This is a genomic window from Sneathiella sedimenti (assembly GCF_017313765.1).
In the GTDB taxonomy this organism is placed as follows: domain Bacteria; phylum Pseudomonadota; class Alphaproteobacteria; order Sneathiellales; family Sneathiellaceae; genus Sneathiella; species Sneathiella sedimenti.
Window position 1 is genome coordinate 312,636 of record NZ_JAFLNC010000004.1, and the last position, 12,643, is coordinate 325,278.

At 59.2% G+C, this 12,643-nt stretch carries 12 protein-coding genes; 11 read left to right on the plus strand and 1 reads right to left on the minus strand.

All coding sequences use genetic code 11. From position 1 onward, the window contains the following. The first annotated feature begins 10 nt into the window (after nt 1-10). From J0X12_RS13330 to J0X12_RS13345, 4 genes are read left to right on the plus strand one after another with little or no spacing between them, the layout of a single operon-like run. On the plus strand, nt 11-1,021 hold the full coding sequence (locus tag J0X12_RS13330; RefSeq protein ID WP_207046587.1) for an ABC transporter permease: 1,011 nt from the start codon (nt 11-13) through the stop codon (nt 1,019-1,021). A gap of 11 nt (nt 1,022-1,032) precedes the next feature. Next, entirely contained in the window at nt 1,033-1,944 is a 912-nt protein-coding gene (nikC, locus tag J0X12_RS13335; protein WP_207046588.1) for a nickel transporter permease, read from the plus strand. After that, nucleotides 1,941-2,951 carry an ABC transporter ATP-binding protein gene (locus J0X12_RS13340; protein ID WP_207046589.1) on the plus strand — a complete coding sequence of 337 codons (1,011 nt, stop codon included), beginning with the start codon at nt 1,941-1,943 and terminating at the stop codon, nt 2,949-2,951. The genes nikC and J0X12_RS13340 overlap by 4 nt, the downstream gene beginning before the upstream one ends. Next, nucleotides 2,944-3,918, plus strand: a complete 975-nt coding sequence (locus tag J0X12_RS13345; protein ID WP_207046590.1) for an ABC transporter ATP-binding protein — start codon at nt 2,944-2,946, stop codon at nt 3,916-3,918. Before J0X12_RS13340 ends, J0X12_RS13345 begins: the two co-directional genes overlap by 8 nt. A 4-nt stretch (nt 3,919-3,922) precedes the next feature. Here the strand turns inward: J0X12_RS13345 and J0X12_RS17425 are convergent, their stop codons facing one another. Further along, nucleotides 3,923-4,837, minus strand: coding sequence for an AroM family protein (locus J0X12_RS17425; protein ID WP_237688139.1), 915 nt, complete (start codon nt 4,835-4,837; stop codon nt 3,923-3,925). A gap of 174 nt (nt 4,838-5,011) precedes the next feature. Between J0X12_RS17425 and J0X12_RS13355 the strand changes: the two genes are divergently transcribed. The 7 genes from J0X12_RS13355 to J0X12_RS13385 all read left to right on the plus strand — a co-directional run bounded on the left by J0X12_RS13355 (nt 5,012) and on the right by J0X12_RS13385 (nt 12,606). Beyond that, nucleotides 5,012-6,145: a DUF917 domain-containing protein gene (locus J0X12_RS13355; protein ID WP_207046591.1), complete on the plus strand. Its 1,134-nt coding sequence runs from the start codon at nt 5,012-5,014 to the stop codon at nt 6,143-6,145. Between the two features lie 12 nt (nt 6,146-6,157). After that, on the plus strand, nt 6,158-7,705 hold the full coding sequence (locus J0X12_RS13360; protein WP_207046592.1) for a hydantoinase/oxoprolinase N-terminal domain-containing protein: 1,548 nt from the start codon (nt 6,158-6,160) through the stop codon (nt 7,703-7,705). A gap of 164 nt (nt 7,706-7,869) precedes the next feature. Further along, nucleotides 7,870-9,297 carry a circularly permuted type 2 ATP-grasp protein gene (locus tag J0X12_RS13365; RefSeq protein ID WP_207046593.1) on the plus strand — a complete coding sequence of 476 codons (1,428 nt, stop codon included), beginning with the start codon at nt 7,870-7,872 and terminating at the stop codon, nt 9,295-9,297. Nucleotides 9,298-9,304: 7 nt separating this feature from the next. Continuing rightward, nucleotides 9,305-10,246: an alpha-E domain-containing protein gene (locus J0X12_RS13370; RefSeq protein WP_207046594.1), complete on the plus strand. Its 942-nt coding sequence runs from the start codon at nt 9,305-9,307 to the stop codon at nt 10,244-10,246. A 4-nt stretch (nt 10,247-10,250) separates the two neighbouring features. Next, nucleotides 10,251-11,051, plus strand: a complete 801-nt coding sequence (locus tag J0X12_RS13375; RefSeq protein WP_207046595.1) for a transglutaminase family protein — start codon at nt 10,251-10,253, stop codon at nt 11,049-11,051. Between the two features lie 32 nt (nt 11,052-11,083). After that, nucleotides 11,084-11,815 (plus strand): proteasome-type protease, encoded by a 732-nt coding sequence (locus J0X12_RS13380; RefSeq protein WP_207046596.1) that lies wholly within the window; start codon nt 11,084-11,086, stop codon nt 11,813-11,815. A 134-nt stretch (nt 11,816-11,949) separates the two neighbouring features. Next, nucleotides 11,950-12,606 (plus strand): protein-L-isoaspartate O-methyltransferase family protein, encoded by a 657-nt coding sequence (locus tag J0X12_RS13385; RefSeq protein ID WP_207046597.1) that lies wholly within the window; start codon nt 11,950-11,952, stop codon nt 12,604-12,606. Nucleotides 12,607-12,643 lie beyond the last annotated feature (37 nt).

Sequence of the window (12,643 nt, forward strand, 5' to 3'; positions counted from 1 at the left end):
AGGAGATGTTATGCTGCAGATGATTGGCAAGCGCAGTATCCTGATGCTGGGCATGCTTTTGGGATTGCTGGTGATCACCTTCTCCATCTCCCATATCGCGCCTGGCGATCCGGCAGCCCTCGCGGCCGGCCCCGATGCCACGCAGGAGATGATCGACCAGGTCCGCGAGGAATATGGCTTCGACAAGCCGCTGGTGGAACAGTTCGTTATCTATGTCGGCGGGATATTCGAGGGCGACCTCGGCCGGTCCGTCTACACCACGCGGCCCGTCGCACAGGACCTGATGGTCTATTTCCCGGCGACGCTGGAACTGGTGATCTACTCAATCCTGTTCGCGATCATACTTGGCGTACCCATGGGCGTCATCTCCGCCGTCAAGCAGAACGGCTGGGTCGATAACCTCGTCCGTTTCGTCTCCTCGTCCGGTGTCGGCCTGCCGATGTTCTGGCTCGGGCTGATGCTGCAGCTCTATTTCGGTCTTCAACTCGGCTGGTTTCCGCTGGGCGGCCGGCTGGACCTGATGACCGACCCGCCGACGACCATAACCGGCATGTATACCATCGATGCGTTGCTGACGCTGAAATTCAACGTCTTCTTCGAGGCGCTGCACCATATGGTGCTCCCCGCGATCGCCCTCAGCTTCCCGGCGCTGGCCTCCATTGTCCGGGTCAACCGCGCGGAGATGATCGAGACGCTCAGCCTTGACTATATGACCAACGCCCGCGCACAGGGCATTTCGAAATTTCGCATGATCGCGGCCTATGCGCTTAAAAACGCGATGCTGCCGACCCTCGCGATTATCGGCCTGCGCTTTGGCTGGATGCTGGGCGGGACGGTGCTGATCGAGAGCGTGTTCGACTGGCCCGGCGTCGGCCTTTACGCGCTGCAGGCGGTCACCGCCTCGGATTTCGAGCCGGTAATGGCCGTGACACTGATCCTCGGCGCCTGGTTCATGCTCACCAATTTTCTCATTGATATCATTTACGGCATACTCGACCCCCGAGTACGTGGCCGGGCATAGGGGCAGGACAGATGACAGATATTCTTGACACTCCCGCCGAGCCGACCTTCCGCGAACGGCATGCCAGCACGATCCGCACCATGCGGCTCTATGCGCGGACGTTCCGCAATAACGGCGCGGCCATGATTGGCCTGCTCATTATCGCCGGGTTTATGTTTCTGGTGATTTTCGGGCCCTCCATCGTGCCCTATCCCGAAGATGCCCTCGGTGCGACGCATATCGAGCAGAAGCTGCAACCGCCAAGCGCGGAACACTGGTTCGGCACCGACGAGGTCGGCAATGACGTCTTTACCCGCGTCGTGATCGGCGCCCGCGTCTCCTTGCAGATCGGGCTGATCATTACCGGTATCTCGATGCTGATAGGGGTCCCGCTCGGGATCATCGCCGGTTATGTCGGCGGCTGGGTCGAGGAGTCGATCATGCGGATCACCGATATATTCCTCTCCATCCCCGGGCTGATCCTCGCCATTGCGATTGTCGGGGTGCTGGGGCCGGGGATCGGTAATGCCATGCTCGCCATCTCGCTGGTCTGGTGGCCGGGCTATGTCCGGCTGGTGCAGGCGAAGACCCTGTCGCTCAAGAGCGCGATCTATGTGGACGCGGCGCGCTCCATGGGGGCGAGCAAGATGCGGATTGTCTTTGTACATATCCTGCCCAACTGCCTGTCCCCGATTATCGTCAAGGTGAGCATGGATATGGGCATGGCCATCCTTTATGCCGCCAGCCTCGGCTTTCTCGGTCTTGGCGCGCAGCCGCCGTTTCCCGAATGGGGCGCGATGATCAGCGTCGGGCGGAACTATTTGCCGGACTGGTGGTGGTACTCTTTCTTCCCGGGCCTCGCGATCTTCCTGACGGTGCTTGGCTTTAACCTGCTGGGCGATGGCCTGCGCGATATCCTGGATCCACGAGGGAGAGAAAAATGACAGACGCTCCGGTTCTTGAAATTCGCGATTATCGGTTGAATTTCAATACGTTCGACGGTGTTTATCATGCGCTGGACGGGGTCAATCTCGCGGTCGGCAAGGGCCAGTCCCTCGGTATCGTCGGGGAGACGGGCTGCGGCAAGTCGGTGACGGTGCGCAATGTGCTCGGCCTGCTGCCGAGCCCACCCGCCGAGGTGGTCTCCGGCGAGATCCTCTATAACGGCAAGGACATGCTGAAGGTCACCCCCGCCGAGATGCAGAAGATCCGCGGCATCGAGATTGCCATGATCTTCCAGGACCCGATGACCTATCTCAATCCGGTGTTCACCATAGGCACGCAGATGGTGGACGTCATTCTTGCCCATCAGAAGGCGCTGGACAAATCCGTCCGCAAGAACAAGAAGCAGGCGCGCGCCCACGCGATCGAGATGCTGCGAAAGGTTCATCTGCCGAACCCGGAAAGCCAGATCGACCGCTATCCCCATGAGCTCTCTGGCGGGATGCGCCAACGGGTGCTGATCGCCATGGCGCTGTCGGGTTCTCCTAAGCTCCTGATCGCCGACGAGCCGACAACCGCGCTGGATGTGACGATCCAGGCGCAGATTCTCGATCTCATCGCGGAACTGGTGGAGGATATGGGCCTCTCCGTCATCATCATCACCCATGATCTCGGTGTGGTCGCCAAGGTTTGCGACAATGTCGCGGTGATGTATGCCGGGCAGGTGGTTGAATATGGCACGATCGAGGAGGTGTTCGGCAAGCCCAAACATCCCTATACGGAAGGACTGTTGAAATCCATTCCGCATCCGGGAAAACCGCCGGAGGAGCTCTACGGCATTCCCGGTTTCCTGCCCAATCTCCTGACCCCGCCCATCGGCTGCCGGTTCCAGGATCGCTGCCCGAAAGCGATGGAAATCTGCGGCACGCCGCCCAAGAACCGGAACAACGCGGCGCACGACCGAACCGTGCTTTGCCACCTCTATGAGGAAGGATTTGAGGATGCTTGAAACCCGTGAACTTACGGTCAATTTTGCGGCCAAATCCGGCGGCAAGAAAGCCCAGCTGACGGCGGTCAACAAGGTCAACCTTCACATCAAGAAGGGCGATGCCCTGGGGCTGGTGGGCGAATCCGGCTCGGGCAAGTCAACCGTCGGGCGGACGATCCTGCACCTGAACAAGGCGAGCAGCGGCAGCATCATCTTTGACGAGCAGGACATTACCCGGCTCAATAGCACCGACGAGAAGATCCTGCGCCGCCGGGCGCAGATGGTTTTTCAGGATCCGCATTCGGCGCTGAACCCGCGCATGACGATCATGCGCTCGGTCGCCGAGCCGCTGATCCTGCACACGAAGCTCCGCGGCGCTGCCTTGCGCGAAAAAGTCGGTACGTTGCTCGAGATTGTCGGGCTGCAGAAGCAGTTCCTCTATCGCTATCCGCATGAGCTGTCCGGCGGCCAGAAACAGAGGGTCTGCATCGCGCGCGCCATCGCGCTCAACCCGGAGCTTCTGGTTCTGGACGAGCCGACCTCGGCACTCGATGTGTCGGTGCAGGCGCAGATTCTCGAATTCCTGAAGTCGATCCAGAAGGAACTCGATCTCACCTATCTGTTCATCTCCCATAACCTCGCGGTGATCCGCTATGTCTGCAACCGCATTGCGGTGATGTATCTGGGACAGATCGTCGAGCAGGGGGAGACGGAGGAAATCTTCAACAACCCCAAGCATCCCTATACAAAGGCGTTGCTGGAGGCGGTGCCGCTGCCCGAACCGGGCCAGCCCCGGCGGGGCAAGCCGCTCGTCGGGGATATCCCGAGCCCACTTGACCTGCCGAAAGGGTGTTTTTTCAACAACCGCTGCGAAAAGGCCATTGCCGGGGTCTGCGATGTTGCGCCGGTGCCGACCTACACGCTGGAGGGCGGGCGCGAGGTGCGCTGCGTCCTCTATGACCCGGAAACGCAGCGCCAGACGGCATAAAGGCCTATATCCGCGCGTTCGAGATATTCCGGACGATCAGCCGCATCAGTTCGCTGCCCGTGGAGACCCCCATCTTTGCGAGCATGCGGGCGCGGTGAATCTCGACCGTGCGGGGGCTGATGCCAAGCTCCGCCGCGATCTCCTTGTTGGCGAGGCCTTTGATCAGCAGCTCGAATACCTGATGCTCCCTTTTGGTCAGGTCTTCCAGGCGCAGGCTGAGCGCGCTGCCCTCCAGAAGGTCGGCGCCGCTGGAGGTGCTCCGGGCCTGCTTGATCATCTTGGCGACGGTGCCGGCGATGACCCGCCGCATCTGTACCACGGGCCGTCCCGAGGCTTCCCGGATAAGGTTGATCACCTGCGCGTCATAGCCCATGGAATTCAGCACGATCAGGTCGCGGTCGCGAAGCTGTTTTGCCGCATGAAGTAGGGCGTCCTGGTTATAGGCCGGGGCGTAAACCGACTTGATGCGGGAATCGCGGACTTCCTTCCCCCGTGTGAGCTGGCCTTTCAGCGGGCGGATCTGACCGATCTTCTGCCCGGCGATGAGAACTGATTCCGTGAATTTATCGAGCGCGTTCTGGGCATGAATGACGTAGGGGTTGGTGGTGCCGAGGTCGAAGACGCCGGTCGAGGCAATGACGGTGAGGTCGTTGATCGTCTTGCCGCGCCCCTCGCACAGCTCGAGGATTTTCTGGCGCAGCCAGCTTTCCGAGATGGCGACGATGGAGCCATCCTTCAGCGTGGTGGCGATCCCGGCCTCGTCCGCATGGGGTTCCAGTTCAAGGATCTCCGCCGGGGTCAGCTCGTCGAGGGCGCCAATCTCAGTCACTTGCATGTCGTCAGGCAGGTGGGCGAGAATTTCGTCAATCATGTCCTGCCGCGGCGATTGCCCGGCCGTGATTACAGTCAGTCGTTGCAAGCCGGTTTCCTTTTTTGCGGGCTCAACTGTTTGCGCATATTACATTGCCCGGCGCATTCCGCGCCAGTCCAAACATGACCGAAAGCCGGTTCTAAGTGTCGATACGTATTTTGGTGCCGTGTCGTTCGCGATAGGCTGGACCACAGAATACAAATTGAAAAATGTGGGAAGAAAATGGCTGAACAGTTAGGGGTCGCCGTGACGGCGCAAGGCGAGGAACGCCCGCTCGGACCGGGCGAGCGTTATTTGAGAGCAGACGACATCGAGGCACTGGCACTGGGTGCCTGGATTCTCGGAACCGGCGGTGGCGGCTCGCCCTATCTTAATCTCCTGAACGTGCGGGAACTGTATAAGCAGGGCCACAAGGTTGTCCTGAAGGACCCGATGACCTTGCCCGACGATGCGCTGGTCGCGGTTCTCTCCACCCAGGGCGCGCCGGTCGTCGGTATGGAACGGCTCGGCGATCCTGAGAATTCCCTGAAACCGCTTCGTATTCTTGAGGATTACCTCGGTCGCAAGTTCGATGCGGTGATGCCGGTGGAAATCGGGGGCGGCAATGGCGTGATGCCGCTCATGGTCTCGGCCATATCCGGCCTGCCGACCATCGATGCGGACAGCATGGGGCGGGCCTATCCGGAAGCCCAGATGACCAGCTTCTCGGCGGCCGGGCTGCAATGCTTTCCATTGGCCATGGCCGATGTGCGCGACAATGAGATCCTGATCAAGAAAGCCGATAGCTGGAAATGGATGGAACGGATCAGCCGCAAGATCTGCACCGAGATGGGCTCCACGGCCTCCACCTGCAAGGCCCCGCGCTCCGGCGCCGAGGTCAAGAAATTCGGCGTGCTGCATACGACAACCAAGGCGATCAGTCTCGGCCACGCCGTTTTCGAGGCGCGCGCCAACCATACCGATCCGGTGGCGGCGATTGTCGAAAATTGCGAGGGCCTCAAGCTGTTCAAGGGCAAGATTACCGATATCGAGCGGCGCACGACGGAAGGCTTCCTGCGCGGCCGGGCCGAGCTGGAAGGCATGGATGAGGATCAGGGCAAGCAGTTCACCCTCGATTTCCAGAATGAATTCTCCGTCGGATCGCAGAATGGCGAGCCCGTGGTGATGACGCCGGACCTGATCTGTGTGGTCGACAGCGTCAATGGCGACGGGATCGCGACCGAGACCATTCGCTATGGTCAGCGGGTAACGGTTCTGGCGCTGCCAGCGCCGGATATCTTCCTCACCCCGCGTGGACTTGAGCTTGTAGGGCCGCGCGCCTTTGGGTTCGATTTCGATTATAAATCAGTATTTTAAGGAATGAATTTCATGCAACGCATTGGCATTGATGTTGGTGGAACCAATACGGACGCGGTTCTTGTTGATCAGGACAAGGTGGTCGGCGCGGTCAAGACCCCGACCACACGCGACGTCACCGGGGGTGTCCGTAAGGCGCTGGAAGACCTGATCGCGCTGGTCGGGCCGGAGGCGAAGAACGCGAGCTCGGTGACGGTTGGGACCACGCATTTCCTGAACGCCGTGGTCGAGCGGCGCCGTCTGAACAAGGTGGCCGCGGTGCGGATTTCCTTGCCGGCGTCGGCGAGCCTGCCTCCTTTCGTCGACTGGCCGGAGGATGTGGCCGCGATCGCCAATGGCGGTCATTACATGGTGCGCGGCGGTCATGAATATGACGGGCGGGAAATTGTCCCTCTCGATGAGGAAGAACTCGCGCGGGTCGGCCGCGAAATCCGGGAGGCGGGGATCACCTCTGTCGGGATCAGCGCCGTCTTCTCGCCGCTGAATGCGGAGTTTGAAGAACGCGCCAGAGAGATTATCGAAATAGAATGCCCTGGTGTGCGCATCACCTGTTCGCACAGCCTGGGCCGGCTTGGCCTGCTGGAGCGGGAGAATGCGACGCTTCTCAATGCCGCATTACTTGATCTCGCGGAGGAGGCGACCAGCGCCTTTCAGGAGGCGCTTGAGCAGCTTGGCATCACTGCGCCGCTTTATATTGCGCTCAATGACGGGACGGTGACGAACGCGGAGATGACACGGAAATTCCCGGTCTATTGTTTCGCCTCCGGTGCGACCAACAGCATGCGCGGCGCGGCATTCCTCTCCAAGATCGAGAATGCCATCGTCTGCGATGTCGGCGGCACAACGACGGATATCGGCTCCCTCGTCAACGGCTTCCCGCGGGAGGCCAACAGCACGGTTACCGTCGGCGGGGTTCGCACCCTATTCCGGATGCCGGACCTTATCTCCATTGGTATCGGCGGCGGCACGCGGGTGCATGACGATCCGCTGGATGTCGGCCCCGACAGCGTCGGCTTCCGCCTGACGGAGGACGCTCGGGTCTTTGGCGGCGCGCAAATGACGCTCACTGATGCGGCGGTCTCCAAAGGGTTGATGGAGGCAGGGGACGCATCCAAAATTGCCGATCTCGAGGCCGGCTATGTGGATGATATCCTCGCCATCGTGCATGAGCGGATCGCCAGCAATGTGGACCGGATAAAGACCGAGGCGACGGAAGTGCCGCTGATTGCGGTGGGGGGTGGTGCACCGCTGATCCCGACCGAAATCCCGGGTATTTCGCGGGTGCATCATGTCGAGAATTACGCTGTTGCCAATGCGGTCGGGGCGGCCATCGCCCAGATCAGCGGCGAGGCGGACCAGGTGTTTCAGGGGCTCAGCCGCGATGAAGCGCTGGCGGAAGCCCTGAAGATCGCCGAGGAGAAGGCGATCAGCTCCGGCGCGGCAGCGGATACGCTGAAAACCATCGAGATGGAAGATCTGCCCATCGCCTATCTTCCCGGCCATGCCATCCGGGCGCGGGTGAGGGTGATCGGGGATATTGCCGCACTCTCGGAGTCATAAGCGGGTATTCTAAGGAAGCAGCTTCAGAGTGTCATTGCCCGCATGGGTCGGGAATGGCACTCTGATCAGGAAGTTGGGGCGATCCGTTTCTGCTTCTCGCAAGGATACGGCACCCGGAATGATTTTGCAGTTGCACCGCAGCATTTTTCCTCTACTCTATTCGAATGCAGAAAGCCCAGACTGTTTTCGATGAAATGAACGGGGAAGCGGGAGACGTCCGCTACCCTTACGAAGAATATCAAAAATGGCTGTCAGGTGAAGACCCGGCTAGGCTGCGGCGCAAATCAAGCGCGGCCGAAGCTTTTTTCCGACGCACCGGCATCACCTTCAATGTATATGGACGCGAAGAGGCCGCAGAACGGCTTATCCCGTTCGATATTATTCCGCGCGTCATCTCGGCGCGGGAATGGGCGCGGCTGGAGCGCGGCATCGAGCAGCGGGTCCGGGCCATCAACGCCTTTCTCCATGATATCTATCATCGCCAGGAAATTATCCGGGCGGGACGTATCCCGAAGGAACTGATTGCCAATAATAATGCGTTCCTGCCGCAGATGATCGGTGTCTCGCCGCCGGGCAATGTCTATACCCATATTGTCGGCACCGACCTGGTGCGGACGGGCGAGAATGAGTTCTATGTCCTTGAGGACAATGCGCGGACGCCGTCAGGGGTCTCCTACATGCTGGAAAACCGGGAGACCATGCTGCATATGTTCCCCGAACTGTTCTCGCAGGTGCGGGTCCGGTCGGTCAGCGATTACCCGAAAAACCTCCGCCGTTCCCTTGGGGACTGTGCGCCGCCCGCTTGTGACGGCAAGCCCGTTGTGGCGGTGCTGACGCCCGGTATTCATAACTCCGCCTATTTCGAGCATTCCTTCCTCGCCGACCAGATGGGGGCGGAACTGGTCGAAGGACATGACCTGCGGGTCGTCAATGGCCGGGTCGCTATGCGCACAACACGGGGCTATGATCCAATTGATGTGCTGTATCGCCGTGTCGATGACGATTTCCTCGATCCGCTGAATTTCAACCCGGAATCACAACTCGGCGTCGCCGGCATCATGGATGTCTACCGCGCGGGTGGCATCACCATCGCGAACGCACCGGGCACGGGAATTGCCGATGACAAGGCGATCTATTCCTATATCCCCGAGATTGTCGAATTCTATACCGGCGAGAAATCGATCCTGCAGAATGTGCCGACATGGCGCTGCGCGGAGCCGGATGCGCTCGCCTACGTTCTTGATAATCTTGACGAACTGGTGGTGAAGGAGGTGCATGGCTCCGGCGGATACGGAATGCTGGTTGGCCAGGCTGCGAGCAAGCGGGAATTATCGGCTTTTCGCGCCAAGCTCAAGGCAAACCCGGGAAATTATATCGCCCAGCCGACCCTTGCGCTTTCCACGGTGCCGATTCTCACGAACAAGGGCCTTGCGCCGCGCCATGTCGACTTGCGCCCGTTTGTTCTGGTCTCCCCGCGCAGCGTTAATATCACGCCCGGCGGCCTGACGCGGGTCGCCCTGAAGGCTGGATCGCTGGTTGTGAATTCGAGCCAGGGGGGCGGTACAAAAGACACTTGGGTGCTGGAGGAGTGATCGCGCAATGCTAGGAAAAACCGCCGGGGGTCTGTTCTGGATGTTCCGCTTTCTTGAACGAAGCGAGAATACGGCACGGATGCTTGATGCGGGTTTTCGCATCGCGTTGACCCGATCCACCGCAGCCGAAAATGAATGGGCGTCCGTGGTTGCCGCCGCCGGGGTGACGGATGCTTACACCGCCAAATATGATCAGTATATCGCCCGAAACGTGATTGATTTTCTGCTCAGGGATACGAGCAATTCCTCCAGTGTGTGGTCGGTTATCGAAGGCGCCCGCAACAATGCGCGGCTGGTCCGCACGGCGCTCACCCGCGAGGTGTGGGAGGCGACGAACGAATGCTGGATCACGTTGAAAGACCTGCTCGCCCATCCGATTTCGGAGCGTGACTTGCCGGAGGTACTGGGCACCATCCGCCAGCAGAGCGCGCTGGTGCGCGGGGCGTTGCACGGGACGATGCTGCGCAACGATATTTTTGACTTCGCCCGCCTGGGCACCTATCTGGAGCGGGCGGACAATACAGCCCGAATCCTTGACGTCAAATATTATGTCCTGTTGCCCTCCGCCTCCTTTGTCGGGTCCTCTCTCGATAATGTGCAGTGGGAATCGATCCTGCGATCCGTTTCGGCACAACGCGCCTTTCGATGGCTCAATCCCGGGGAAATCAACCCGATGGGGATTGCCGACTTCATTATTCTGGACCGGCGCCTGCCGCGGTCTTTATCCTTCTGTTATGCAAAAATTGTTGATAATTTATCCTATCTTGAGGCAGATTACGGTCTCCGGCTCGATTGTCACGAGATGGCAGCCCCAATTTTACAAAGATTAAAAGAGAGCTCGATAGCGTCCATCTTTGATGAAGGATTGCACGAGTTTATCACGGCTTTCATCCGCGACAATATGGCGCTGGGCGCCCAGATCGAACAAGATTACCGCTTTATCGGATAACTTTATGCTTCTGAAAATTTCGCACCTTACGGAATACCGCTTCGAAGAGCCGGTGCATTATGCGCTGCAACAACTGCGCCTGATGCCGAAATCGGGTGTCGGCCAGAATGTCGTGTATTGGGATGTGACGGTGAAAGGCGGCGTGCGCGAGCAGGAGTTTGATGATCAGTTCAACAACCGAGTCATGCTTGTCTCGATTAACCCGGGTGTGAAGGGAATCTCCATTCTCTGTGAAGGGGAGGTCGATACAACCAACATGCATGGCGTGATCGGGCAGAATAACGGATTTGCGCCGCTCTGGTTTTTCCTGAAGCCAACGCCGCTGACGGAGCCGGGCAGCCGGGTCGAGAAACTGATTGAGCAGCTCGGTACCGACCATGAATCGGATGTCACGCGGCTGCATGCGCTGTCGCACCTGATTGGCAAGGTGGTGCCGTACCAGACCGGCGAAACCCATTCGGAAACAACAGCCGAAGAGGCATTAATCTCCGCCAGTGGCGTGTGCCAGGATCACGCGCATATCTTCGTCTCGGCGGTTCGGCAGATGGGCTATCCCGCGCGCTATGTCAGCGGTTATCTGTTGATGAATGATCGTACGCAGCAGGACGCAACCCATGCCTGGGCGGAAGCCTATCTGCCCGATCTCGGCTGGGTCGGCTTTGATGTTTCCAATGGCATTTCGCCGGATGATCGCTATATCAGGGTGGCGACGGGACTGGACTACAAGGATGCAGCGCCGATTTCGGGGTTGCGGATGGGCTCCGGCGGAGAAGATATGGATGTCATGCTGCAGGTGCAGCAGTAATGTTTCGCTTAGTTAAGGGCTGAAGAAAAAGAATGACATATTGCATCGGGTTGAGGCTCAACAAGGGCCTCGTATTTATGTCGGATACCCGCACGAATGCGGGTGTCGATAATGTATCGGTCTTCAAGAAGATGCATAGCTGGATCGTTCCCGGAGAGCGTGTCATCACCATGATGACGGCGGGCAATCTTGCGACAACACAAGCCATCATCAGCACGCTTGACGAGCGCTCCAAGGCGCCGCAGGACCGCAAGCCCTCGATACTGGAGGCGCCGTCGATGTTCCAGGTGGCGCGGCTTGTCGGGGAGACCGTGCGCGAGGAAATTCACGGCACGGTCCTGGAAGGGCAGGAGGCGGATTCCGCCTTCAACGCGACGCTGATCCTTGGCGGGCAGATCAAGGGGAGCCCGCCGCGCCTGTTCCTGATCTATCCGGAGGGGAATTTTATCGAGGCGTCCGACGAAACGCCCTTTTTTCAGATTGGCGAGACGAAATACGGCCGGCCGATTTTGGTCAGGGCCTACGATCCCGACATGAGTTTTGAAGATGCGGTCAAGCTGATGCTGGTCTCATTTGATTCGACCATCAAGGCAAACCTCTCGGTCGGGCTGCCGCTGGACCTTCAGGTTTACGAGAATGACGCCTTCCGGATTAAAGAGGAACAGCGCATTCCGGCGGACGATCCCTATTTCAACCAGATTTCCGCCGGGTGGGGGGATGCCTTGCGGGAAGCCTTCCGCTCGTTGCCCGATTTTCATTTCTAGGGCGAGATCAACAGATTATTAAGGGGCAGCCGGTTAAAATCGGGAAGCTTGCCGGTGATGACCTTATGGCTTGCGCAACTAGGCGGTAATTCAGTATAACCACGGAAAGTTTTACTAAGGGGTGATCGGAAAACATGATCTCTGAAAAATTCGCTGAAGCGCGCCGTCACATGGTGCTCAGTCAATTGCGGCCGAACCGGGTAACGAGCGACCGGGTGGCGGAGGCCATGAATACGGTCCCACGCGAGGAATTCGTGCCCAAAGAGCTGCGCGGTGTGGCCTATCTGGATGAAGATCTGGAAGTCGCCCCGGGACGCTATATCGTTGAGCCGCGTGTCTTCGGCCGTTTGCTGCAGGAGGCTGATATCCAGCCGACAGACGTAGTCCTCGATATCGGTTGTGGCACGGGATATTCTTCCGCCGTTCTTGGTTACATGGCGCAGGCCGTCGTTGCGATCGAGAGTGATCCGGCGCTTGTGGAAACCGCGAGTGAGACCCTGAGCCGTCTGGAAGGCGATAACGTCGCGATTGTTGAAGGCGTGCTGGCCGAAGGAAATGCCAAGCAGGGACCCTATAACGTCATTCACATCAATGGCGCGATTTCAACGGCTCCGCAAAGCCTGCTGGATCAGCTGGCGGAAGGCGGACGACTGATATGCGTGCTGGGATCGAATCCCGGCGTTGCCACCATATATCGCCGCCAGGGGGACAGCTTTTTCCCGCGGGCGGCTTTTGATGCGTCGGTTCCGGCCCTGCCGGACCTGATGAATGCCGCCACCTTTGAATTCTGATTGAAGGGCGTGGCTGTTACTATTTTGTCATGGTCGC

Bases quoted from the DNA above. Each gene is read 5' to 3' on its own strand.
- J0X12_RS13330 (WP_207046587.1), top strand. From the start codon at position 11: ATGCTGCAGATGATTGGCAAGCGCAGTATCCTGATGCTGGGCATGCTT.
- nikC (WP_207046588.1), top strand. From the start codon at position 1,033: ATGACAGATATTCTTGACACTCCCGCCGAGCCGACCTTCCGCGAACGG.
- J0X12_RS13340 (WP_207046589.1), top strand. From the start codon at position 1,941: ATGACAGACGCTCCGGTTCTTGAAATTCGCGATTATCGGTTGAATTTC.
- J0X12_RS13345 (WP_207046590.1), top strand. From the start codon at position 2,944: ATGCTTGAAACCCGTGAACTTACGGTCAATTTTGCGGCCAAATCCGGC.
- J0X12_RS13355 (WP_207046591.1), top strand. From the start codon at position 5,012: ATGGCTGAACAGTTAGGGGTCGCCGTGACGGCGCAAGGCGAGGAACGC.
- J0X12_RS13360 (WP_207046592.1), top strand. From the start codon at position 6,158: ATGCAACGCATTGGCATTGATGTTGGTGGAACCAATACGGACGCGGTT.
- J0X12_RS13365 (WP_207046593.1), top strand. From the start codon at position 7,870: ATGCAGAAAGCCCAGACTGTTTTCGATGAAATGAACGGGGAAGCGGGA.
- J0X12_RS13370 (WP_207046594.1), top strand. From the start codon at position 9,305: ATGCTAGGAAAAACCGCCGGGGGTCTGTTCTGGATGTTCCGCTTTCTT.
- J0X12_RS13375 (WP_207046595.1), top strand. From the start codon at position 10,251: ATGCTTCTGAAAATTTCGCACCTTACGGAATACCGCTTCGAAGAGCCG.
- J0X12_RS13380 (WP_207046596.1), top strand. From the start codon at position 11,084: ATGACATATTGCATCGGGTTGAGGCTCAACAAGGGCCTCGTATTTATG.
- J0X12_RS13385 (WP_207046597.1), top strand. From the start codon at position 11,950: ATGATCTCTGAAAAATTCGCTGAAGCGCGCCGTCACATGGTGCTCAGT.